The organism is Burkholderia sp. D-99 (assembly GCF_011605345.1).
Classification (GTDB): Bacteria; Pseudomonadota; Gammaproteobacteria; order Burkholderiales; family Burkholderiaceae; genus Burkholderia.
This window is the reverse complement of record NZ_JAAOXM010000003.1, coordinates 178,932-201,866: the sequence shown is the minus strand read 5'-3', so window position 1 is coordinate 201,866 and position 22,935 is coordinate 178,932. Positions and strand designations below refer to the sequence as shown.

Annotated in this window: 15 protein-coding genes; 8 read left to right on the top strand and 7 right to left on the bottom strand. The window is 62.7% G+C overall.

Going from position 1 to position 22,935, the window contains the following annotated elements:
• Positions 1–15: 15 nt before the first annotated feature.
• Together groES and HAV18_RS14835 are read right to left on the bottom strand one after the other, a co-directional pair.
• Positions 16–309, bottom strand: a complete 294-nt coding sequence (gene groES / locus HAV18_RS14840) for a co-chaperone GroES (protein ID WP_166957875.1) — start codon at positions 307–309, stop codon at positions 16–18.
• 973 nt (positions 310–1,282) lie between these two features.
• Positions 1,283–2,089, bottom strand: coding sequence for a response regulator transcription factor (locus HAV18_RS14835; RefSeq protein ID WP_243771670.1), 807 nt, complete (start codon positions 2,087–2,089; stop codon positions 1,283–1,285).
• Positions 2,090–2,849: 760 nt separating this feature from the next.
• Between HAV18_RS14835 and HAV18_RS14830 the strand changes: the two genes are divergently transcribed.
• Positions 2,850–3,533 carry a GntR family transcriptional regulator gene (locus HAV18_RS14830; RefSeq protein WP_166957085.1) on the top strand — a complete coding sequence of 228 codons (684 nt, stop codon included), beginning with the start codon at positions 2,850–2,852 and terminating at the stop codon, positions 3,531–3,533.
• A 167-nt stretch (positions 3,534–3,700) separates the two neighbouring features.
• Here the strand turns inward: HAV18_RS14830 and HAV18_RS14825 are convergent, their stop codons facing one another.
• The 3 genes from HAV18_RS14825 to HAV18_RS14815 all read right to left on the bottom strand — a co-directional run bounded on the left by HAV18_RS14825 (position 3,701) and on the right by HAV18_RS14815 (position 12,197).
• Entirely contained in the window at positions 3,701–4,552 is an 852-nt protein-coding gene (locus HAV18_RS14825; RefSeq protein ID WP_166957083.1) for an EAL domain-containing protein, read from the bottom strand.
• Between the two features lie 64 nt (positions 4,553–4,616).
• Entirely contained in the window at positions 4,617–11,069 is a 6,453-nt protein-coding gene (locus HAV18_RS14820; RefSeq protein WP_166957871.1) for an ESPR-type extended signal peptide-containing protein, read from the bottom strand.
• An 819-nt stretch (positions 11,070–11,888) separates the two neighbouring features.
• On the bottom strand, positions 11,889–12,197 hold the full coding sequence (locus HAV18_RS14815) for an H-NS family nucleoid-associated regulatory protein (protein WP_166957081.1): 309 nt from the start codon (positions 12,195–12,197) through the stop codon (positions 11,889–11,891).
• Positions 12,198–12,675: 478 nt separating this feature from the next.
• Here HAV18_RS14815 and HAV18_RS14810 point away from each other — a divergent pair, with 478 nt between their 5' ends.
• Positions 12,676–13,386, top strand: coding sequence for a response regulator transcription factor (locus HAV18_RS14810; protein WP_166957079.1), 711 nt, complete (start codon positions 12,676–12,678; stop codon positions 13,384–13,386).
• 293 nt (positions 13,387–13,679) lie between these two features.
• On the opposite strand, the gene HAV18_RS14805 is transcribed toward HAV18_RS14810, so the two are convergent.
• Together HAV18_RS14805 and HAV18_RS14800 are read right to left on the bottom strand one after the other, a co-directional pair.
• A complete protein-coding gene (locus tag HAV18_RS14805; RefSeq protein WP_166957077.1) occupies positions 13,680–13,844 on the bottom strand; it encodes a hypothetical protein in 165 nt (54 codons plus the stop codon).
• Positions 13,845–13,846: 2 nt separating this feature from the next.
• Positions 13,847–13,984, bottom strand: coding sequence for a hypothetical protein (locus HAV18_RS14800; protein WP_166957075.1), 138 nt, complete (start codon positions 13,982–13,984; stop codon positions 13,847–13,849).
• Positions 13,985–15,169: 1,185 nt separating this feature from the next.
• Between HAV18_RS14800 and HAV18_RS14795 the strand changes: the two genes are divergently transcribed.
• The 6 genes from HAV18_RS14795 (at position 15,170) to HAV18_RS14770 (ending at position 22,926) form a co-directional block, all read left to right on the top strand.
• Complete coding sequence (locus tag HAV18_RS14795) at positions 15,170–16,636, top strand: carbohydrate porin (RefSeq protein WP_166957073.1); 1,467 nt, start codon at positions 15,170–15,172, stop codon at positions 16,634–16,636.
• A 67-nt stretch (positions 16,637–16,703) separates the two neighbouring features.
• Positions 16,704–17,837: a hypothetical protein gene (locus HAV18_RS14790; RefSeq protein WP_166957071.1), complete on the top strand. Its 1,134-nt coding sequence runs from the start codon at positions 16,704–16,706 to the stop codon at positions 17,835–17,837.
• An 11-nt stretch (positions 17,838–17,848) separates the two neighbouring features.
• Complete coding sequence (gene efeB, locus HAV18_RS14785) at positions 17,849–19,147, top strand: iron uptake transporter deferrochelatase/peroxidase subunit (RefSeq protein WP_166957069.1); 1,299 nt, start codon at positions 17,849–17,851, stop codon at positions 19,145–19,147.
• A 65-nt stretch (positions 19,148–19,212) separates the two neighbouring features.
• The gene (locus HAV18_RS14780) at positions 19,213–20,247 is read left to right on the top strand and encodes an iron ABC transporter substrate-binding protein (RefSeq protein WP_166957067.1); all 1,035 of its coding nucleotides are present in this window, start codon (positions 19,213–19,215) and stop codon (positions 20,245–20,247) included.
• A 2-nt stretch (positions 20,248–20,249) separates the two neighbouring features.
• Positions 20,250–21,848 carry an iron ABC transporter permease gene (locus tag HAV18_RS14775; RefSeq protein ID WP_166957065.1) on the top strand — a complete coding sequence of 533 codons (1,599 nt, stop codon included), beginning with the start codon at positions 20,250–20,252 and terminating at the stop codon, positions 21,846–21,848.
• A 28-nt stretch (positions 21,849–21,876) separates the two neighbouring features.
• The gene (locus HAV18_RS14770) at positions 21,877–22,926 is read left to right on the top strand and encodes an ABC transporter ATP-binding protein (RefSeq protein ID WP_166957063.1); all 1,050 of its coding nucleotides are present in this window, start codon (positions 21,877–21,879) and stop codon (positions 22,924–22,926) included.
• The last annotated feature ends 9 nt before the right edge of the window (positions 22,927–22,935 follow it).

Here is a 22,935-nt window from a genome sequence, read left to right as displayed (position 1 = left end):
ACCGTCGGTGGACGCTTAGTTAGCGTTGACCACGGCCATGATGTCTTCTTCGCGCATGACCAGCAGTTCCTGGCCGTCGACCTTCACGGTCTGGCCTGCGTACTTGCCGAACAGGACGCGATCGCCGACCTTCACGTCGAGCGCGATCAGTGCACCCTTGTCGTCACGCTTGCCCGGGCCAACCGCGAGGATCTCGCCTTGATCCGGCTTTTCAGCAGCGGCTTCGGGGATCACGATGCCCGAGGCGGTCTTGGTTTCCTGATCCAGGCGCTTGACGATCACGCGATCGTGCAAAGGACGAAGGTTCATATTCACTCCTCTCTTGACTGAGATTGAAGAACGCTTAGGGAATCTGCCCGGCAAATCGCCCGGCAGAGAATTGTTAGCACTCTCGTGCAGCGAGTGCTAATTATATGGACGGGTTTTGACAAATTCAAGAAGGGGCGCCGGAGGAATTTTCGGGGCGGCGAGGGGCGCCCGGCGCTGAGCTTCGATCGCTCGAGATTGAACGTGACGCGACGCGGAAGAGGCCGGATCCGTGAAAATATATTGCGCCAAAACAATGACTTAGAAAAAACACGTGCGGCGACGGCGGTATTCAGGAGGATACCGAAAGTTGCCTGTTTGGTCCGTCGCCATGGCTACGCAGCATCGGCCGCGACACCTCGGGGATTCCCGTAGATCCCCAGCGAACCCCGTCAGAACAAATGGGGCGCAAGCATGTGACGCCGATCGAGGCGCAGGTGGCCCGTCGAGACGCCCTCGCGTGAGGATTGGAGCAGTTTGTCGCCTTGTCACGCCGCAGTCGACGCTTGACGGGCAGTCTTGTACTGCCCGATCGACCAGACGTAGTCGGAAAGACGAGTGTCACCTCCCGAGCGACGTCGGTCGGTCAACCGTGAGAAAGCCCCCCCAAAAACCACCTGTAGGCAAGATGGTCAAAATGCGCTGCCGTGCGAGAGCCGTGCACCGGACCGGGTCGTGACATCGGGCACCTCCAACCGATCGCGCTCCGATTCGAACGTCCCGCGCCGACGCACGTCGCCCCCCTTCATTTCGCCGAGCTTGCTGCGTCCACGATCAAACCTCTGCCCCGCAACATCGTGGCGCTCGCACCGATCCTTCGCCAGCCCGCCCCGAATCCTGGCGCCGTGCAAGATCCGAACGATCCGGTCGTCGACAGATCACCCGTCAAATTCATCTTGTAGCAAGGTCAAGTCAAAACCATCACAAGGAGCCACTCGGATCACTTTCACCTCATAACCCGCATTAGCCGGACGAATCACGCGGCATTTTTGAAGCAGCGCGGAAGCGGCGCCTGCAGTTCAGCCATCGCACCCCGTGCGACCTGCCCAGGGACCATGAAATTCCCCGCCATCGAGAAATCGTCGACCATATCGAGCCGATAGCCGTGCGTATACACCGCGCTCAATTGAAAGCCGTTTTCCGGACGAAGCGCCAATTTCTGACGAAGTCGATAGATATGTGTGTCAAGGCTCCGCGACGTGCCATCCAGTGCCCGCCCCCATGCCAGCGTCGACAAGGATTCTCGGGAAACCACGCTTCCAAGATTATTGAACAGGCAACTCGCCAAGCAAAATTCCTTCGCTGTCAAATCAATGTTTTTACCGTGCAGGGTTATCGTGCGCATCAGCGGATTCACAACATACGCCCCAACCTCGACTCTATTATCGGCCTTTTTATTGCGGCCATTTCGACGCAGCAGCGCATTGATTCGAGCCACCAACTCGATCTCACGAAATGGCTTACCTATGTACTCATCGGCCCCGGCATCCAGCGCAGCGGCAATATCTGCCTCAAGTGTTCTCGCCGCCAGAAACAAGACAACGGGTGCGTCTCCGAGATTAGCTCGAATCCAATGCAACAAATTCAGCCCACTGGCATCCGGGATTCGCCAGTCAAGCACCACGAGCTCCACCGCGTTCTTTCTCAGAAACTGAACGGCTCGCGCACCATCACACGCCACCGAAATTTCCCAATTTGACCCCCGCAGCGCCTTTTCAAATGCTGACGCCTGACCTGGATCACCCTCCACCAGCAAGATACTCATAACACCCCCAGCCTTCATCGACACGATTAATTTCCGGACCACTCCAATCGATCGCCCGAACATACAAACACAAATATAATATTTTTTAATAACCACCGAGCGATTGAAATCCGCCTCACTCAAACTTCAACATCAACATCAACCTGACCCACAACCGACAAATTCAATCCGACACAACATTGCTCGCGCAGATCCCTGCAAATTCTGCGTGCATTCCCATATTGATAAAAATAAATCCGACGTTCTTTACTTCAAACAATACGTGCTCGGCAACGAGCGCGGAAGCCTTCCTGCCCCCATTGAAATTCCCCATGGGCAGATCGCAGATCTTTTCGTCCCCATTTCACGCGCGATGCCGACTTTGCTTGCCGACAATTCACCCGGGGCCCTGCGACTGCGATCACGCAGGTGAACACCAATTCGCGAATGTTGTATTCGATTCCGATGAAGCCGCACCCACCGGGCTGGCAGATCATCACAACGAGTGCCAGGTACTCTGACACCTATATCAACGGCACTCATGCCAGCCGCGGTAGAGATCAACAAGTTGGGCAGACCTATCGGCGTCTGGTACGGCGCCGCCTTGTCTTCAACCCAACTCACCCGGTGCATATGTCACTAAAATGTTACTAACATATCAGTAGGATATCGAGGCGTTTTCCGGAGGTCAAAACGGGTAAACCCGTGCGCAAACATCGGCCCCTTTTAGCCGCGAGTTGAAAACGGGGGGTGACCGGACTAATATGTTAGTAATATTTTTTGCTGGATCACCGGACACATGAACGGACTGACGGGTAGCACCCTTGCCGAACAGGCTCATCAAAAACTCGAAGAACTCATCGTGACGCTGGAGCTTGCGCCCGGCAGTGTCTGGTCGGAGGCATCGCTCGCGGAGAAGCTGAATACTGGAAGAACGCCGGTTCGCGAGGCCGCACAACGATTGGCTGCTTCGCATCTGCTTCAAATCGTGCCGCGTCACGGCATCATGATCACTGTCCCGAACATTCATGATCAGTTGCTCGTGCTCGAAACGCGCCGTGAACTCGAGCGGCTTATCGCACGGCGCGCTGCACGGCGTGCATCGCCCGAGGAGCGCGAGCAGATCCGCAGCGTCGTTGAAAAACTCGACGCGGCAGGTGAATCACAAGACGTTGTCGCCTATTTGAGAAGCGTATATACGGCCAATCAGCTTATCGCGCAGTGTTCGCGAAATCGGTTCGCCGCTGAGGCTATCGCACCGTTACATGCGCTGTCCCGGCGCTTTTACTTCATGTATCACAAACGGTTGAATGATTTGCCGTCGGCAAGTCTGCAGCACACGAGGGTCGCGCGTGCAGTAGCTGATGGTGACGAGCGGGAAGCCGAGCTCGCGTCAGACATGATGATGGACTACATTGATGCATTTACGCGGGACTGCTTTACCCTTGATTTTGAACCGCATCACTCGCGAGTTGCGGTCTGACATGCCGTCGATGAATTGAGCACACCCGCAGCCGGGTATATATGATGCAAACTCGGTCGCGCACGTAGCGATGTCGGCGCAACACCGTCAATCTCGATAAGACATCGTGGAAATCCTCTGGTCGTCGGTCCGCAGCGCCGAGCAAGACGCCGACAACCACGCCTCGTTCAACACGGAATGCCATGCTGCTCAATCAGCCCGTCTATCTGCTCCTCCCGGATGGGCTCGGATATGTAATATCCCTGGCAATCGATCTGCGTCATTTCCTTCAACCACGCGAACTGAGCCTCGGTTTCGACGCCTTCGATCACGACACGCTTCTTCAAGCGGTGCCCGAGTTCAACGAGCATTTCCACCATAGCCCTTGATTCGATGCTCTCGTGAATATCACGCATAAAGGATCGATCCAGCTTGAGCGTGTCTACTGCCAGGCGATGCAATTTTGTCAGTGACCAACACCCTGAACCAAAGTCGTCGATTGCAACACTCACACCCATGTTCCGGATCGAGGTTATGGCCGTTGCGAGTGTCTCGATTGGACCTGGGTCGATTGATTCCGTAAGCTCAATTTGAAAATTCTCGGCTCTAACCGCATAAGAATCGAGAATAAAAGACAAATTTTTCCCCACTCCCGGCCGCGTGATTTCACGAGCAGGCAAATTGACAGACAGCGACAAACCACCGTATCCGAGAGCCGCCCAACTAGCAAGCACCCGCGCAGACTCCGTCATGACGTAATCAGTGAACTGGCTCGTCAGGTACGACGCTTCGACAAGATCAATGAATATCGATGGCATCAACACACCATATTCCGGATGATGCCAGCGTATCAATGACTCGAACCCGGACAGCAATCCGGTCTCAAGGCGGAGCTTTGGCTGATAAACAAAGAAGAACTCTTTCCTGGCCAGCCCAAGCTCCGCGTCGTCGACAAGATCATCATAGTTGCGATGCATTGCCGTATTGTCCAAAGCGATCTCCAATGCACGCACATCAGATTCTTCAGTGCCTGCTGACACGGCCTTATTGTTACCCGGGCTTTCTGTCGCCCGGGCTTTCCGTCGGCCAGTGCATGAACAGCGACTACTTCCACTGATACAGCATGCCGGCGCCGATCACCCTCTGGCCGCCGCTGAAGCCGCCGTTGATCGACGCCTTCAGGTTGTCCGTGATGCGCGCCTGCATGTTGACCGCCATCGCCTTCTGGCCGAGGAAGGTCGACGTGCCCACCCCCATCCCGAAGTTGGCGTCGCAATCGAGCTGCGGGATCGACGCCATCGCGCCGACGGCCGCGATACCCTGCTTCGCCATCTGGTCGGTCTGCTGCAGTTGCGAACCCAGCGAGTTGATCTGCGCCTGCTGGCCTGACAGCGCCGTCGACAGCGTCGACTGCACCGCATTGAGCTGGTTCACGTTGACGGCATCGGTGCCCTGCGTACCGGGCGCCACGTTGATGATCTGGCGCTGCTGCGTGTCGCTGCCGACCGACACCACGTTCTGGCGGCCGCCGTCCGTCGAGTTCGCACCGATCGCCACCGAGTTCGAGCCGGCGGTGACGGTCGGCTTGTCGGAGCCGGTGCCGTTCATGTCGGCGGCGACGCCGGCGGTGTTCGTGGTGTTCGTCGTCATCAACGTGGAAAGCTGACTCAACTGGTTGTTGATGTTCGTCACGCCGGTCGACAGCGAGGCCACGTTGTTGTTCGTCGTACTCAGGCCGGTGGACAGGGAACCGATGCCGGCCGCCGTCGATGTCGACAGCGCGTTGATTGCGGTCGACGTCGATGTGGACAGCGCAGACACGTTGCTGTTGGTCGAGCTCAGGCCCGTCGACAGCGAGTTGATACCCGTCGACAGCGATGCAACGTTCGTCGCGGTCGATGTCGACAGGTTGTTGACCGCCTGGTTCGTCGCGTTCAACTGGCTGCCATTGATCGCGTCCGTGCTGGTGGCCGAGACCTGACCGGCAGCGACGTTCGTGATCTGGCGTTCCGCGCCCGGCGAACCGATGCTCAGGACGCCCACGGGATTGGTGCCGGCGACCGAGTAAGCGACGCCGCCGACCGTGACGCTCGACACCCCGACCGCGTTTCCGGTGATCGAGTTCGCGCCGAGCGCGATCGAGTTGGCGACGTTCGCGGTGGCATTCGAGCCGAACGCGAGCGCGTTGGTGGCGCTGGCCGTGGCGCCTGAGCCGTAGGCCTGCGCGCCGACGGCGCTGGCCGTGGCCTGGTTGCCGAGTGCGATCGTGTTGTCCGCAGTGGCCTGGCTCGAGCTGCCGAGTGCGAGCGCGCCGTTGCCGGTTGCCGTGTTCGCATTGCCGAGCGCCACTGCGCCGGTGCCGGTTGCCGTGTCGTCCGCCCCCATCGCGACTGCGCCGGTGCCCGTCGCGACGCTCGGGTCGCCGATCGCGACCGCGCCGTCGCCGCTCGCGGTGTTGCCGGAGCCGATCGACACGGCCTTGCCGCCTGTTGCCGATGCGTTCTGGCCGATTGCGACCGCGCCGGTCGACTGGCTGTTCGAGCCATCGCCGATCGCGACGCCGCTCGCGCCCGCCGCGCTCGCGTTGACGCCCACTGCGAGCGCGTTGACGCCCGTCGCGCCGTTATTGGCGTAGTTCCCCGCTTGCGTACCGCCGTCGTTGACGCTGAAGTAGTGCGTCTTCGCCGCGTCGATCGCGGTCGAGGTCGATGTGGACAGCGACGTGATCGAACTGTTGGTCGAGCTGAGGCCCGTGGACAGAGAGCCGATACCGGTCGACGTCGAGGTGGACAGCGACAGGATCGTGCTGTTGGTCGCGCTCAGGCCGGTGGACAGCGAGTTGATGCCGGTCGAGGTCGACGTGGACAGCGAGGAGATCGAGCTGTTCGCCGACGATAACCCGGTCGACGTCGACGTCGACAGCGATGACACCGTGCTATTGGTCGAGCTTAAACCGGTCGACAGCGAGCTGATCCCTGTCGAAGTCGACGTGGACAGTGACGAGATCGAGCTGTTCGCCGACGACAATCCAGTCGACGTCGACGTCGACAGCGACGACACCGAGCTATCGGTCGAGCTGAGGCCGGTCGACAACGAGCTGATGCCCGTCGAAGTCGAGGTGGACAGCGACGTGATCGAGCTGTTGGCCGATGACAGGCCAGTCGAAGTCGACGTCGACAGCGACGTGATCGAGCTGTTCGCCGACGACAGACCGGTCGAGGTCGAGGTCGACAGCGAAGTGATCAAGCTGTTCGCGGACGAGAGACCGGTCGAAGTCGACGTCGACAGCGACGTGATCGAGCTGTTGGCCGACGACAGGCCCGTCGACGTAGAAGTCGACAGCGACGTGATCGAGCTATTCGCCGACGACAGACCGGTCGAAGTCGACGTCGACAGCGACGTGATCGAGCTGTTGGCCGACGACAGGCCCGTCGAGGTCGACGTCGACAGCGACGTGATCGAGCTATTCGCCGACGACAGACCGGTCGAAGTCGACGTGGACAGCGAATCGATCGAGCTATTCGCCGACGAGAGGCCCGTCGAGGTCGAGGTCGACAGCGACGTGATCGAGCTATTCGCCGATGACAGACCGGTCGAAGTCGACGTGGACAGCGAATCGATCGAGCTATTCGCCGACGACAGACCGGTCGAAGTCGAAGTCGACAGCGACGTAATCGAGCTGCTGGCCGACGACAGCCCCGTCGACGTGGACGTCGACAACGATGCCACCGAACTGACGGTCGTACTCAAGCCGGTCGACAGCGATGAAATCGCGCTCGATGACGACGCAACCGTCGTCGACAACGAATTGAGCGCGGTGTTGGTTGCATACAACTGAGAACCATTGATCGCGTCGGTACTGGATGCGGAGATTCGACCGGCGGCAACATTGGTGATCTGCCGTTCGGCGCCTGACGCACCAACACTGACGACGCTTTGCGGATTCGTTCCCGCAAACGAATAGGTCGTTCCGCCGATCACGGCGCTCGGCGTCGGATTGGGCGCGGCAGTGACCGACCCGGCGCCGAGCGCGACGTCGCCAGCCGATGCGCCGGCCTGCGCATTCAGGCCCAAGGCAATCGCGGTACTCTGCGTTGCCGACGCCGAATTGCCCAGGGCAATCGTATCGCTCGCAGTGGTACCGTTACCCGCCTTTCGGCCGAAGGCGATGTTATTGCTGCCGGTCACGCCCTGTCCGGCCTGAAAACCCAGCGCAACGTTGTTCGCGCCGACCACATTGGTTCCTGCCGTGCTCCCGGCGGCGAAATTGTTGTCGCCGCCCGAGACATTGGAGCCACTGCTGTCCCCGATGGCAACGTTGTGATTGCTCGTTACATTGTTGCCCGCGCTCGTCCCAACCGCCGTGTTGTAACTGGCCGTTGTGGACGCACTACCTACGCTGTCGCCCGCACCCGCTCCAAGGGCACTATTGTTCTGCCCATAGACGTTGTTGCCCGCGTTGAAGCCGTATGCCGCGTTGATCGTGCCGGTCACATTCTGGCCGGCAAGCGTGCCGACCGCGGTATTGCCCGAGTTACCGGCCGCCGCCCCGCTTCCCGCACTCTGCCCCACGGCCACGCTGCCCGCACCAACAGCTTGCGCGCCACTTCCGGCTGCTATGCTGCCTGCCCCGCTGGCGGTGGCAGACTGGCCCAGCGCAAGCGATGCACCGCCGCTTGCCGTAGCGCCGTAGCCCACCGCGGTGTCGCTGCTTCCTGTCGCCGACGCATTGATGCCGGCCGCGAGCGAGTTGACCCCGGTGGCGCCGTCGTTGTTGTAGTTGCCCTGTGGCGTACCGTTGTCGTTGACACTGTAATAGTGTGTCTTGGCCGCCTGAATCGCAGTCGAAGTCGACGTGGACAGCGACGTCACCGAACTGTTGGTCGCGCTCAAGCCCGTGGACAGCGAGCCGATGCCGGTCGAGGTCGAGGTGGACAGCGACAGGATCGCGCTGTTGGTTGAACTCAGGCCTGTGGACAACGAGCTGATGCCCGTCGACGTCGACGTGGACAGCGAAGAAATCGAGCTGTTGGCGGACGACAAACCGGTCGATGTGGAAGTCGACAGCGAGGAGATCGAGCTGTTGGCCGACGACAGGCCCGTCGAGGTCGAGGTCGACAGCGACGTGATCGAGCTATTCGCGGACGACAAACCCGTCGAAGTCGACGTGGACAGCGAGGAAATCGAACTGTTAGCCGACGACAAACCGGTCGACGTCGAAGTCGACAGGGACGACACCGAGCTATCGGTCGAGCTCAGGCCGGTCGACAGCGAACTGATGCCCGTCGAAGTCGACGTGGACAACGAGGAAATCGAGCTGTTGGCCGACGACAAACCGGTCGACGTCGAAGTCGACAGCGACGACACCGAGCTATCGGTCGAGCTCAGGCCGGTCGACAGTGAGCTGATCCCCGTAGAAGTCGACGTGGACAGCGAGGAGATCGAGCTGTTAGCCGACGACAGGCCGGTCGATGTGGACGTCGAAAGGGACGTGATCGAGCTATTCGCAGACGACAAGCCGGTCGACGTAGAGGTCGACAGCGACGTAATCGTGCTGTTCGCGGACGACAGGCCCGTCGAGGTCGACGTGGACAGTGAGGAAATCGCGCTGTTGGCCGACGACAAACCGGTCGACGTCGAAGTCGACAGCGACGACACCGAGCTATCGGTCGAGCTCAGGCCGCTCGACAGTGAGCTGATACCCGTAGAAGTTGACGTGGACAGCGAGGAAATCGAACTGTTGGCCGACGACAGCCCGGTCGACGTCGAAGTCGACAGCGACGTGATCGAACTGTTAGCCGAAGACAGGCCGGTCGATGTGGAAGTCGACAGCGACGTGATCGAGCTGGTAGCCGACGAAAGGCCCGTCGAGGTCGAAGTCGACAACGACGTGATCGAGCTGGTCGCCGACGAAAGACCCGTCGAGGTCGACGTGGACAGCGACGAGATCGAACTGTTAGCCGACGACAGACCCGTCGAAGTCGACGTGGACAACGAGGAGATCGAACTGTTGGCCGACGACAGACCCGTCGATGCTGAAGTCGACAGCGACGACACCGAGCTATCGGTCGAACTCAGGCCGGTCGACAGTGAGCTGATACCCGTAGAAGTTGACGTGGACAACGAGGAAATCGCGCTGTTAGCCGACGACAAACCGGTCGACGTCGAAGTCGACAGCGACGAGATCGAACTATTCGCCGACGACAGACCGGTCGAGGTCGAGGTCGACAACGACGTGATCGAGCTGGTAGCCGACGAAAGGCCCGTCGAGGTCGAAGTCGACAACGACGTGATCGAGCTGGTCGCCGACGAAAGACCCGTCGAGGTCGAAGTCGACAGCGACGTGATCGAGCTGTTAGCAGACGACAACCCCGTGGAGGCTGAAGTCGACAGCGACGTGATCGAGCTGGTCGCCGACGACAGGCCCGTCGAGGTTGAGGTCGACAACGACGTGATCGAGCTGGTCGCCGACGACAGGCCCGTCGAGGTTGAGGTCGACAACGACGTGATCGAACTATTCGCCGACGAGAGGCCAGTCGAAGTCGAGGTCGACAGCGAAGTGATCGAGCTGGTCGCCGACGAGAGGCCAGTCGAGGTCGAAGTCGACAACGACGAGATCGAACTATTCGCCGACGAGAGGCCAGTCGAAGTCGAGGTCGACAGCGAAGTGATCGAGCTGCTCGCCGACGAGAGGCCAGTCGAGGTCGAAGTCGACAACGACGTGATCGAACTATTAGCCGACGACAGGCCGGTCGAAGCCGAGGTCGACAGGCTCGTGATGCTCGACGTCGTGGTGCTTGCAACCGAATAGAGCTGACTGCCGTTGATGGCGTCGGTGCTGGTCGCGCTGACGAGGCCTGCCGCGACGTTCTGGATGCGGCGTTCCGATCCCGGTTGGCCGACACTGACGACACCGCCTGCCGATCCGGCGCCGGCGAAGTTACCGAACGTCAGGCCGCCAATCGACGTGGGGTTGACCGTGGTGGTACCCGCACTCGATGCTGACAACGCACTGGTCGTCACCGAACCGTTGCCGAGTGCGACCGAGTTCGTGACATTTGCCGTCGACGTCGCTCCTATCGCTACGGCGTTGCCGACAGAAGCAATGGCACCGCTCCCGAGAGCGACGCTAGTATTACCGCTAGCAGTGGAGCTCTGTCCTACTGCGGTAGCGCCTGTACCAGTGGCATTGGCCGCCCATCCGAGCGCAGTAGCGGAACTCCCGGTAGCAAGACTATATCCGCCAAGCGCCACTGAATATGTGTTGCCGGCAGTAGCGTAACCACCAATCGCGATTGCCCATTGCTGACCCGCCGACGCAGTTCCCCCCCCGGCGCTACCGATAGCGATCGCCGCGCCTTGTGTCGTAGCTGAGTTAGCATTTGCAGCGTACTGCGCATGAGCATCATGCACCTGCGCGCCCAAAGCCAATACCGCCACGGCGGCGGCCCGAGCCACTTTTGATTTCTTTGGCTTACCTCGGGCGGAGGCCAGCTCCGATACAGCAACCCAGGTTCCCAGTGATTCATTCCAGATCGAACGATACGCCCTATTCATCGCTCACTCCCCGCCCGATTTACTCACCCGGTCACTCATGAATTTCATGACCCGGCTCAATTGGTCAAATTTTGTTTAAATAAAAAGGAATACGAATTAAATAATTCACCTCGCAATCCACTACGAAATTATTTTCCGGAAGATTTAATTCCAAACAGCCATTACTCTCACCAAGAGTCTATCGGGCGCCCGGGCCCACATTGCGAACCTTTGTGACACGACTCAACCTTTGGCATATCCCTCAAGCCATCGAAACCCAATCTGGCTGACGACGACAAGAAAGAGGAAGCACACTCGCGCAGCCGAGACGCAAACCATTCGTCGACGAGCCCCCGGATATCCGGAATCTGCGCATTGGGAATGAAATGAAACGGAATCGAGTCAATTCGTCGAAATCGTTCTACTCGCGGCTCAAGACCTGGAAATCTCACTTCGGCCGGGAATATATCGACGCGTCAGCGTCGTTGCACACCACTCCGGTCACGAAGACGCGCTCCAACATCGCGAATGATCGAGGCACCAGGTTCGCAACTGTCATCACGGCCCCGCTCGTTCAGGATCCAGAGCGCACCTCTAAAAAAAGAGCCGTCAATAACTGCGCCCAGCCAGATACCGCTTACGACACCAATGACACGCCCGTGACCATCGCACTCGCATCTCAATCCTGCATGAACACGCTACGTCGCGACCGCAAGACCGTCTTCGGTAACACCGGCTTGCGCAAAAACCGCGTGATTCCCAGTGTCGATCCCAACAGCGATGCAAACACCTGGAGGCACGGAACCCCCGACTTTCACTTCACTGCAAGAATCAAATGCCTCAATCCCCACGATCAAAACTGGATATCTCGAACTGCTTGCGATCTTTGTCACGAATCCACTCGGGCGCACGCCCTACCCCAGACCATGTCGCTCCGCTGACAGGATCAAAGTAGCGCGGCCGCCGCTTGGTCGCGTGACGCAGGACATCGACAGTAAAAATATCCTCCGGAGCAAAACCAAATTCTCGAACGCAATACTTGATCTCGAGCAGAATCGCTTCCATGGCAATTCGCCGCTCCTCGGCAATCCGAGACTCCAGCTTCGATTTTGCATCCAGATACTGTCGATACGACTCCAGTTTGCTCATTTAGATAATTACAAACCGCCATTCGTCATCAAAAAAGATGTCGATCGAGTCGACAACCCGAAAACATCACGCAACCCATTCAATTTATCCCTACTTGCCGCAGCCGAATCGCAACACTGGCGACCGCCAATGATTATTCGCGGCGCTGCCTACGCACAATCTCTGCCACAAGCACATCCGGAGCGGCCCCTACACCTGCTTCAACAATCCGTATGACGCATCGTATATCCGCGACGAGCGGCGATTGACAACATTTGTCACATATTAATCGCACCCCAATTGGTCGAATTCGTTCATAAAAGTTGACAAAAAGACTATCGATAAATGCCACTCTATTACGTAAATAAGACCTGCCTCCCGGCCACGAGGAATTTAATCAGATTATTGCAATCCCCTTTCAATTAATTTGAAAAAGTCAACCAGCTCCAATGCAAGCAGGCATGCGCGGATTCGAGCAACACGATGAAAAATAGTGCCAATGAAAATTCTTGCCGTTGACGACGAACCAGCGCAGGCGGCGCTTCTTCGCGACACATTGACCGCCGAGGGATTCGATGTCCGGAGCGCCACCGCGGGCGCAGAGGCCATCCGTTTCCTCGAAACCGACATCGTCGATCTGGTCGTGCTTGACTGGAACCTGCCGGATATTTCCGGACTGGAAGTCCTCGCCTGGATTCGCACACGCATCGGCAGAGATCTCCCCGTGCTGTTCCTGACGAATCGAGTGCGCGAGGACCAGCTTGTCGTCGCACTCGAGGCAGGTGCCGACGACTACATGGTCAAACCCATCCGTCGCCATGAATTGATCGCACGAGTGCGTGCTCTTCTGCGACGGGCCTATCCGATCAATTCAAAGCCGGCATCGATCAATATCGGTCGTTACCGTCTGGATCTCGCGACCGAGACCGCGTTCTTGAGCGACGAGCCGATCAAACTGACCTCCAGAGAATTCACCGTTGCCGTCGCACTATTTCAAAATTGCGGTCGCGCAATGCCGCGAGATGCGCTGATCAAGTCGATATGGGGACGCCATAGCGACCACATTTCCCGGACGCTCGACACGCATATCTATCGCGTGCGGTCCAAGCTGCGTATCGGCCCCGAAAACGGTGTTCGACTTCGCGCTGTCTACAATCACGGCTACCGCCTGGAACTGGTCGATTCAAATCACACGAACGACGCCGAATAGCCGGATCGCCGCACTGTAAGCATGCGATCGTGCAGCAGGCTGTCATCGCCCGGAACCGACCGCCACGCAAACCAGGCGCCGGTCGCACGATGCCGCGCTCGGCCTTTTCGTCTTCGCCTCCGGCGCGCCGTCGCAGGACCGGTTGGTCCAAAGCCGCGACGACAAGCCGCGCGACACGTTTATCGCGGCGAACCTTTGCCCGCGCATTCGTCAACCATGCGTGCGTGAACCCGTCTTTCAGATCCCGCATCCGCGCGAGCACGACCAACACCACAAGGTGCACGAACCGCGCGTTACCGCACCGGCTCGCGCTGCGGCCCGGCGATCGGCTTCATCGAGCGCTGAATCAGTCGAGCGGCAAGCGGCACGGGCTGGCCATGCATGGGCCGATCGGCAAGCCAGGCCACGCAGATGGTCAGTGCGATCGCACTCCCCCATAGCGTCAACAAAACACGCATCGTCACTTCACCTTCGTCGGTTTTGCCGCGACGTGTGCGGCCCTTTCCTGCGGTGTCGGCGTGGTGTCCAGGACTACCACCAGCGTCACAACGAGTCCGCCGATCAGCAGACCGAACATGCTCAGCATCGCTTTATTCATTTCGACGTCACCACGACATCGTCAGCCAGAGTGCGCCGATCGATCCACTTCGACGAGGAGGTGCCCACTGGCAGGAGAAGGATGCCTGGAAAACCCGAGGCAACTGAATCGCTGAATAGCCGGCTACCCCACGCGTGTTTGTCACGGCCGCGTCGAGCCCGGCTGCGGCCAATCGCAAGCACGTTGCCTCGGACACCGCATGACCTACCAGTCGCGAACCCTTTCGTGTCTCGATCGCACGCCATATCGATCTGTATTCCTTAAGGATGTGCGTGGTTTTCTCACTCGTTTCAAGAAAAAAAAGCCAGGTGCGAGCCTGGCGTCAAATCCGAGGGGATGTGCTCTACTGAAGGAGCAACGCGATGGTACCCGTCCAAATGGAACAGGATTTGAACGATTGTCACTTTTCGGGAATATCGCGAATTGCCGACTTTCGACATCCGTGAATTGACGCAACCTCCGTGGCCGCGATTCGTCGCACGAATGCGCAGGTTGGTCTTCCCCGCGTCCTTCCGGACACATCGGCCGAGCCGATGTCATTCATCAAGGACGAAATGAACGGAACAGCGACGCACATCGCCCCAGGGTCATATCGGAAAAATACGCGACAAGCTCCGCGCCCAGCGAGCCACTGTTCGCCGAAACGCTACAACCCTATCGCGCAGCGTTATGCGCAAGCGACTTTCGACAACGGTGAGTACCCAAAAGTCACAAGAAATGCTTTCAACGCACGTCTCCATGAATTCTGGCCCGGTGCGGCCGAGGGGCCGGCGGCACCCATGGGAATCGTCCCGTTCGAATACCGGGTAAGCACCCAATTCCCGCCACACGCCATTGCGTGAAAATGCCTGCGAGGGAGTCGATTCCGCGTACCTGACGCAGGCAAGTCAGCCACGTGCCACCCGACCCGGCGAGCGCATCGGCGCACATCGAATCATTCATTTTCATTACAACGATATTTACGGTTATCTCATTCGCTGAATACGTGCGAAGCCAGATCCGTAAGGTATTTCATTACAATCAGTAATTTAATGCGAATCATTCTCGTTTACATTGACTTTCCCATTTAACGCTCCTACGATGCGCCGCGTTGCGCTTTTCTTCGCGCCCTGGCCAATCGGTGCCGAGTGTCCGGACAGCGACCGACAAGCAGGACTCCACACTAATTAGAACCAGGGATTTGATATGAAGTTTGCGTCGTTCCAGGGAGACAGCGTCCGCGCCCGGATGCGCCCCGCCGCCTGCGCGGCCGTCCTCGCATGCGCGTCGTTCGCGAGCGGCGCTGCTTTCGCCGACGTGCCGGTCGACGCACAACCCGAAGCGCCCGAGGCCGACCTGGCGATCCAGGCGAAGCCGACCAACATGTGGACCGGCATCTGGACTCGCCAGAACCTGCTCGGCGACATGGGCGGCATCCGCCCGTGGCTCGGCAAGTACGGCGCGACGCTGCAGATCACCGAAACCAGCGAATACCTCGCGAACCTGCGCGGCGGCCTGAACCGCGGCGGCGCCTACGACGGGCTGACGACGGCCACGTTGACGGTCGACACGCAGAAGGCGATCGGCCTGCCAGGCGGCACGTTCAACGTCAGCGCGCTGCAGATCCACGGCACCAACCTGAGCGCGCGCAACCTCGGCACGCTCAACACCGCGAGCGGCATCGAGGCGCAGGGCACCACACGCTTGTGGGAGCTGTGGTACCAGCAGTCGTTCCTCGACAAGCGCGTCGACGTGAAGATCGGCCAGCAGAGCCTGGACCAGGAATTCATGGTCAGCACGTATGCGAACACGTTCGTCAACACGATGTTCGGCTGGCCCGCGCTGCCTTCGTACGACATGCCCAACGGCGGCCCCGCCTATCCGCTCGCCGGCCTCGGCGTGCGCGTGCGCGCGCAGATCACGCCGAAGGTCACCGCACTCGCGGGCGTGTTCGACGGCGATCCGCTCGGTAACAACCCGAACAACCTCAGCGGCACCAACTTCAACCTGCACAACGGCGCGCTCTATATCGGCGAGCTGCAGTACGCGCTGAACCAGCCGTCCGACGGTGAAATGGACACCGGCCGCTCGAACGGGCTGCCGGGCACGTACAAAATCGGCGTCTGGTATCACAACGGCCGCTTCGCGGACCAGAACGTGGGCACCGACGGGCTGTCGCTCTCCGATCCCGCGTCGAACGGCACCGCGCAGCAACACCACGGCGACTACAGCTTCTACGCGGTGGCCGACCAGATGATCTGGCGTCCCGACCCGACCGGCCCGCGCAGCCTCGGCGTGTTCGCACGCGTGATGGGCGCACCGGGCGACCGCAACCTCGTCAGCCTGTCGGCCAATGCCGGCATCGTGCTGAAGGCGCCGTTCGAAGGCCGCGACAACGACAGCGTCGGCCTCGGTGTCACGTACATCCAGGTCGGCAGCCACGTGACCGACCTCGACCAGACCGCGCAGTCGTTCGCGACCGGGCCGTACGGCGTGCGCACGCGCGAGACGACGCTCGAAGCGACCTACCAGTACCAGGTCAACCCGTGGTGGATCGTCCAGGCCGACGCGCAGTACACGTTCAATGCCGGCGCCGGCCAGAACCCGAGCGACGCGACCCAGCCGCTGCGCAACACGTTCGTGCTCGGCGCGCGTACGACCATCACGTTCTGATCGCCACGCCCACGCTACCCGTTTTTCGCGCGCCGCCCCGGCGGCACGCCCCCCAGGAGAGACCGAAATGATTCCATCCGCCCCGCTTCGCCGCCTCGCGACGGGCGCGCTGGCCGCCGCCGCGCTGACGGCCGCCGCCGGCGCACTCGCCGAGCCGCAAGGTTTCCTCGAGACGCTGCATCGCCACACGACGCTCGTCAACACGGTGCCGGACAACGGCGACCAGAACCCGTACGCGATCGCGGTCGCACCGGTGTCGGCCGGCACGATCCAGGCAGGCGACGTGCTCGTCGACAACTTCAACAACTCGGCGAACCTGCAGGGCACCGGCAGCACGATCGTCAACTACCGCCCGTCGACGAAGCAGATGAGCCTGTTCGCGTCGATCCCGCGCGACCTGAAGGCGTGCCCGGGCGGCGTCGGCCTGTCGACGGCGATGACGATGCTGAAATCCGGCTGGGTGATCGTCGGCAGCACGCCGAGCAACGACGGCACGACGAACACCAAGGGCGCCGGCTGCCTGATCGTGCTCGATCCGCAGGGCAAGATCGCATCGACGTGGTCGACCCCGAACATCAACGACCCGTGGGGCAACATGGCGGTGGTCGACCGCGGCGACAGCGCGACGCTGTTCATCAGCATGGCCGGCTTCGGCGTGGGCGGCGCGGACGGCAACCCGCCCGTCTACAAGCAGGCGACGGTGCTGCGTCTCGACCTCGACGTGCCGGCCGGCAAGCCGCCGGTCATCAAGCAGGAAACGGTCGTCGCGAGCGGCCTCGGCGCGCAGGCCGACAAGGGCGTATTCCTGGTCGGCCCGACGGGCCTCGCGTTGTCCGGCGACCAGAAGAAGCTGTACGTGTCGGACGCGATCGGCAACCGGATCGTCGAGATCGACGACCCGCTCACGCGCGACACCAGCGCGGGCGTCGGCCGCCAGATCACCGCCGACGGCTTCCTGCGCCGCCCGCTCGCGCTCGCAACCGCACCGAACGGCCACCTGCTCGCGACCAACGCGCAGAACGGCCAGGTCGTCGAGATCGACCCGGTCGCCGGCAAGCAGATCTACGCGCGCTGGATCAATACCGACAAGGCACAGACGCCCCCCGGCAACGGCAACCTGTTCGGCATCGCGATGACGCCTGAGGGCGACGGCTTCTACTACGTCGCGGACGACGTCAACACGCTGTTGCTCGCGAAGTAACGGAACCGACCATGGCAGACGATCACAACCAGCCACCCCGCCCCGCGCGGCGCGGCTTCCTGAAGGCGGGCGGCGCCGCGGTGGCCGCCGGCCTCGCGGCGGCGTCGATGCCGGCCGCGAAGGCGGCGGATGCACCCGCCGCCGCCGCCGCTTCCGCACACGACGGCGTCGAGCCGTTCTACGGCCAGCACCAGGGCGGCATCGCGACGCCGCAGCAGCGCCATGCGTATTTCGCGGCGCTCGACCTGACGACGGCGCAGCGCGCGGACGTCATCGCGCTGCTGAAGACCTGGACCGACGCCGCCGCGCGGATGGCGCGCGGCGACACCGCGCAACCGCTCGCCGCGACGGGCAGCGACGAAGTCGCGCCGGCCGACGGGGGCGACGCGCTCGGCCTCGGCCCCGCGCGCCTGACCATCACGTTCGGCTTCGGGCCCGGCCTGTTCGCGCTCGCGGGCAAGGACCGCTACGGCCTCGCGAAGCATCGCCCCGCCGCGCTCGTCGACCTGCCGCGTTTCAACGGCGACCAGTTGCTGCCCGAGAAGACCGGCGGCGACCTGTTCATCCAGGCGTGCGCGGACGACGCACAGGTCGCGTTCCACGCCGTGCGCCAGCTCGTGCGCCTCGGCGCGAAGGCGACGCAGATGCGCTGGGGCCAGGCCGGCTTCACGTCGGGCAAGCCCGGCGAGACGCCGCGCAACCTGATGGGCTTCAAGGACGGCACGATGAATCCGCCGATGTCCGATCCGGCCGCGATGAATGAATTCGTGTGGGCCGGCAGCGAAGGCCCGGCATGGATGAACGGCGGCACGTACACGGTCGTGCGCCGGATCCGCATCACGCTCGAGCACTGGGACAACACGGAGCTCGGCTTCCAGGAGCAGGTGGTCGGCCGCCAGAAATACAGCGGCGCGCCGCTCGGCCAGAAGCACGAGTTCGAGGCGCTCGACCTCGACGCGGCCGACAAGGACGGCAACCCGGTGATCCCCGACAACGCGCACGCGCGCCTCGCATCGCCGCAGCTCAACAACGGCGCGCAGATCCTGCGCCGCGCGTACTCGTACAACGACAGCACGAGCTTCTACATCGAGCGCTGGCCGCCGTGGCGCCAGCAGACCGAGTACGACGCGGGGCTGATGTTCGTCGCGCACCAGCGCGACCCGCGCAAGGGCTTCATCCCGATCAACGAGAAGCTCTCGAAGCTGGACATCATGAACCAGTTCACCACGCACGTCGGCAGCGCGATCTTCGCGTGCCCGCCGGGCGCGCAACCTGGTTCGTACATCGGCGCCGTGCTGTTCGAGGCATGACGGCGCGCCACGCAAGCCAAGGCACTCCTTCCCGGCCCGGCCGGATGCAACCTGCTAAAAACGACATGAACACTTCACCCGTTAGCCGCCCGCTGCGGCACCTGATTTCCGCGGCGGCTGCCGCACTGATGCTGACCGGCGCGCTGCACGCCGCGCGCGCGCATGCCGCGACGCTCACGCTGTACAACGCGCAGCACGAGCAAGTCGTCAACCAGCTCGTCAAGGACTTCGAAGCGCAGAGCGGCATCACCGTGAAGGTGCGCTCGGGCGAAGGCCCCGCGCTCGCCGCGCAGATCGTCGCTGAAGGCGACCGCACGCCGGCCGACGTGTACTTCACCGAAAACTCGCCGGAGCTCGTGCTGCTCGACCGCAAGGGCCTGTTCGCGAAGACCGACGGCGCCACGCTGCAGTCGGTGCCGGCGCGCTTCAACCCGGCCGACGGCAACTGGGTCGGCGTGCTCGCGCGCGAGAACGTGCTCGTCTACAACACCGCGAAAATCCAGCCGCAGCAGCTGCCCGCTTCGCTGCTCGATCTCGCGAAGCCCGAATGGAAGGGCAAGGTCGGCGTCGCGCCGAGCGACGCGGACTTCCTGCCGCTCGTGAGCGCGGTGCTCGCACTGCACGGCGAAGCCGCAACGCTGCAATGGCTGAAGGGCCTGAAGGCCAACGCGCAGATCTTCGACGACGACGAAGGCGTGACGGCGGCCGTCAACCGCGGCGGCGTGCTGACCGGCATCATCAACAACTACTACTGGGACCGCCTGCACGCCGAACTCGGCGACAAGTCGACCCGCAGCGCGATCCACCACTTCGGCCACGGCGACGTCGGCGGTGCCGTCAACGTGTCCGGCGCCGCGGTGCTGAAAGCATCGAAGCACCAGCCGGAAGCGCAGAAGTTCGTCGCGTATCTCGTCAGCGAGCGAGCGCAGAAGCTGATGGCGGGTGGCCATATCAGCTTCGAGTATCCGCTGCATCCGGGCGTCGCTCCCGATCCGATCCTGAAGCCGTTCAACGAACTGAGCCCGCCGGCACTGACGTTCGAACAGCTCGGCGACGACAGCCAGGCCGGCAAGCTGCTGCGCCAGGCCGGTCTCCTCTGACCATGAGCGACGCCGTGTCCCGCACGGCGCGCACCGCGCGCGACGGCGAGCGCACCGCGACACGGCGGCGCCCGTCGCGCGCGCTCGTCGCCGCGGCCGCGTGCGGGCCGCTCGCGATCCTGCTGCCGCTCGGCTTCACGCTGTACCGCGCGGCCACCTTCGGCGTCGACGATGCGATCGAGCTGCTGTGGCGACCGCTCGTCGGCGAACTGCTCGTCAACACGCTGTCGATCACGCTCGCCGCAACCCTCACGTGCGCGCTGCTCGGCACGGCGCTCGCGTGGTTCATCGAGCGCACCGACCTGCCGGCCCGGCCGCTGTGGACCGCGCTGGCGGCCGCGCCGCTCGCGGTGCCGCCGTTCATCACGAGTTACGCGTGGGTGTCACTGAGCCTCGACCTGCAGGATTTCCTCGGCGCGCTGATCGTGCTGACCTCCGCGTACTTCCCGCTCGTCTACCTGCCGGTGGCCGCCGCACTGCGCGAGCTCGACCCCGCGCTGGAGGAAAGCGCGCGCACGCTCGGCTGCTCGCCATGGCATACCTTCTTCCGCGTCGTGCTGCCGCAGTTGCGCCCCGCGCTGTGCGGCGGGATGCTGCTCGTCGCGCTCGGCGTGCTGTCCGAGTTCGGCGCATTCCAGTTGCTGCGCTTTCGTACGTTCACGACCGAGATCTATGCGGAATACCGCACCGCGTTCGACGGCGGCGGCGCCTCGCTGCTCGGCTGCGTGCTGATCGCGCTGTGCCTGCTGTGCCTCGCGATCGAGGCACGCGCACGCGGCCATGCGCGCTACGGTCATACGCACCGCGCCGCGCGCCGCGTCGCGATGCGTTATCCGCTCGGCTACCTGCGCGGCCCCGTCACCGTCGCCTTCGCCGCAATCGCGGCCGCGACGCTCGGCGTGCCGCTCGCGATGATCGGCTACTGGCTCACGCAACAGGGTGCCGCCGCCGTCACGCCGGCCGACGTGTCGCCCGAGCTGCTGTGGCAGGCCACCCTCGCGTCGTCCGGCTACGGCCTGATGGCGGCGGCCGTCACGACGCTGCTCGCGCTGCCGCTCGCGTTCCTGCTGGTCCGTTTTCCGGGCCGCGTCGCCACCCTCCTCGAGCGCACGGCGATGACCGTGCAGGGCGTGCCCGGCATCGTCGTCGCGCTGGCGATCGTGTCGATCACGGTGCGGCTGTTGCAGCCGCTCTATCAGAGCGCGCCGGCGCTCGTCGCCGCATACGCGATCCTGTTCCTGCCGCTCGCGGTCGTCAGCGTGCGTGCCGCGCTGTCGCACGTGCAGGTCCGGCTCGAGGAAACCGCGCGCTCGCTCGGTCTCGGCTGGCGCGCGACGCTCACGCGCGTGGTGCTGCCGCTCGCGGCACCCGGCCTCGGCGCGGCCGCGACGATGGTGTTCATTTCGGTCGTAACGGAACTCAACGCGACGCTGCTGCTGTCGCCTATCGGCACCCGCACGCTCGCGACGCAGGTGTGGAGCGATACGGCAACGCTCGCGTTCGCCGCCGCGGCGCCCTATGCGGCGCTGCTCGTCGCGCTGTCGCTCGGCGCATCGGGACTGCTGTTCCTGCTGCTCGGCCGCGCGTCGGTGCGCGACTGAGCGCCGCCCTTTTTCCCCGGAACCGCCCATGAGCGAACTACGCATCCACGGCCTGTCCAAATCGTTCGGATCGCATACCGTCCTGCACGACATCGACCTGACGGTGCGGCGCGGTTCGCGCCTCGCGCTGCTCGGCCCGTCCGGCAGCGGCAAGACCACCCTGCTGCGCGTGCTGTGCGGCTTCGAGCGCGCCGAGCGCGGCACCGTCGAAATCGACGGGCGCCGTGTGGCCGCGCCCGACGTGCACCTGCCGCCCGAGGCGCGCCGGATCGGCTACGTGCCGCAGGAAGGCGCGCTGTTTCCGCATCTGTCGGTGGCAGACAACATCGCGTTCGGGCTGCCGCGCGCGGCGCGGCGGCGCCATCATCGCGTCGACGAACTGCTCGAGATGGTCGGACTGCCCGCGTCGTATGCGAGCCGCGCGCCGCAGCAACTGTCCGGCGGGCAGCAGCAGCGCGTCGCGCTCGCTCGCGCGCTCGCGCCCGAGCCGTCGCTCGTGATCCTCGACGAACCGTTCTCCGCGCTCGACACGTCGCTTCGCCACGAAACGCGCAGCGCGGTTGCGGATGCGCTCGCCGCGGCGGGCGCGACATCGGTGCTCGTCACGCACGACCAGCCCGAGGCGATGACGCTCGGCGACGAAGTGGCGGTGATGTGGCACGGCCGGCTCGTCCAGACGGCCGCGCCGCAGATGCTGTACCGGCAGCCGGTCACGCGCGACGTCGCGTCGTTCGTCGGGCAGGCCGTGTTGCTCGCCGGCCGCGTGCGCAACATGCGCATCGCCTGCGCGCTCGGCGAACTGCCGCTCGTTGCGCCGCTGCCCGACGGGCCGGCCGACGCGATGCTGCGTCCCGAGCAGATCGGCATTGTGCCGGTCACGCAGGCTGACGCCGCGCGCGGCCATACGGCGCGCGTCGAAGCCGCGCAATTCGCGGGCCAGGACGCCGACGTGGTCATGCGCCTCGATGCCGATCCCGACGTGCTCGTGCGCGCACGCGTGCCGGGACACCGGTGTCCGGCCGTCGGCGAACGCGTCGCACTGGTGGTGGATGGTGCGGTGATGGCGTACGCGCGCTGAGCCGCGCGG

What these genes read in the sequence shown, in the direction of transcription:
- groES (WP_166957875.1), bottom strand. Translation starts at nt 309, where the DNA reads ATGAACCTTCGTCCTTTGCACGATCGCGTGATCGTCAAGCGCCTGGAT.
- HAV18_RS14835 (WP_243771670.1), bottom strand. Translation starts at nt 2,089, where the DNA reads ATGAAGGCTGGGGGTGTTATGAGTATCTTGCTGGTGGAGGGTGATCCA.
- HAV18_RS14830 (WP_166957085.1), top strand. Translation starts at nt 2,850, where the DNA reads ATGAACGGACTGACGGGTAGCACCCTTGCCGAACAGGCTCATCAAAAA.
- HAV18_RS14820 (WP_166957871.1), bottom strand. Translation starts at nt 11,069, where the DNA reads ATGAATAGGGCGTATCGTTCGATCTGGAATGAATCACTGGGAACCTGG.
- HAV18_RS14815 (WP_166957081.1), bottom strand. Translation starts at nt 12,197, where the DNA reads ATGAGCAAACTGGAGTCGTATCGACAGTATCTGGATGCAAAATCGAAG.
- HAV18_RS14810 (WP_166957079.1), top strand. Translation starts at nt 12,676, where the DNA reads ATGAAAATTCTTGCCGTTGACGACGAACCAGCGCAGGCGGCGCTTCTT.
- HAV18_RS14805 (WP_166957077.1), bottom strand. Translation starts at nt 13,844, where the DNA reads ATGCGTGTTTTGTTGACGCTATGGGGGAGTGCGATCGCACTGACCATC.
- HAV18_RS14800 (WP_166957075.1), bottom strand. Translation starts at nt 13,984, where the DNA reads ATGAATAAAGCGATGCTGAGCATGTTCGGTCTGCTGATCGGCGGACTC.
- HAV18_RS14795 (WP_166957073.1), top strand. Translation starts at nt 15,170, where the DNA reads ATGAAGTTTGCGTCGTTCCAGGGAGACAGCGTCCGCGCCCGGATGCGC.
- HAV18_RS14790 (WP_166957071.1), top strand. Translation starts at nt 16,704, where the DNA reads ATGATTCCATCCGCCCCGCTTCGCCGCCTCGCGACGGGCGCGCTGGCC.
- efeB (WP_166957069.1), top strand. Translation starts at nt 17,849, where the DNA reads ATGGCAGACGATCACAACCAGCCACCCCGCCCCGCGCGGCGCGGCTTC.
- HAV18_RS14780 (WP_166957067.1), top strand. Translation starts at nt 19,213, where the DNA reads ATGAACACTTCACCCGTTAGCCGCCCGCTGCGGCACCTGATTTCCGCG.
- HAV18_RS14775 (WP_166957065.1), top strand. Translation starts at nt 20,250, where the DNA reads ATGAGCGACGCCGTGTCCCGCACGGCGCGCACCGCGCGCGACGGCGAG.
- HAV18_RS14770 (WP_166957063.1), top strand. Translation starts at nt 21,877, where the DNA reads ATGAGCGAACTACGCATCCACGGCCTGTCCAAATCGTTCGGATCGCAT.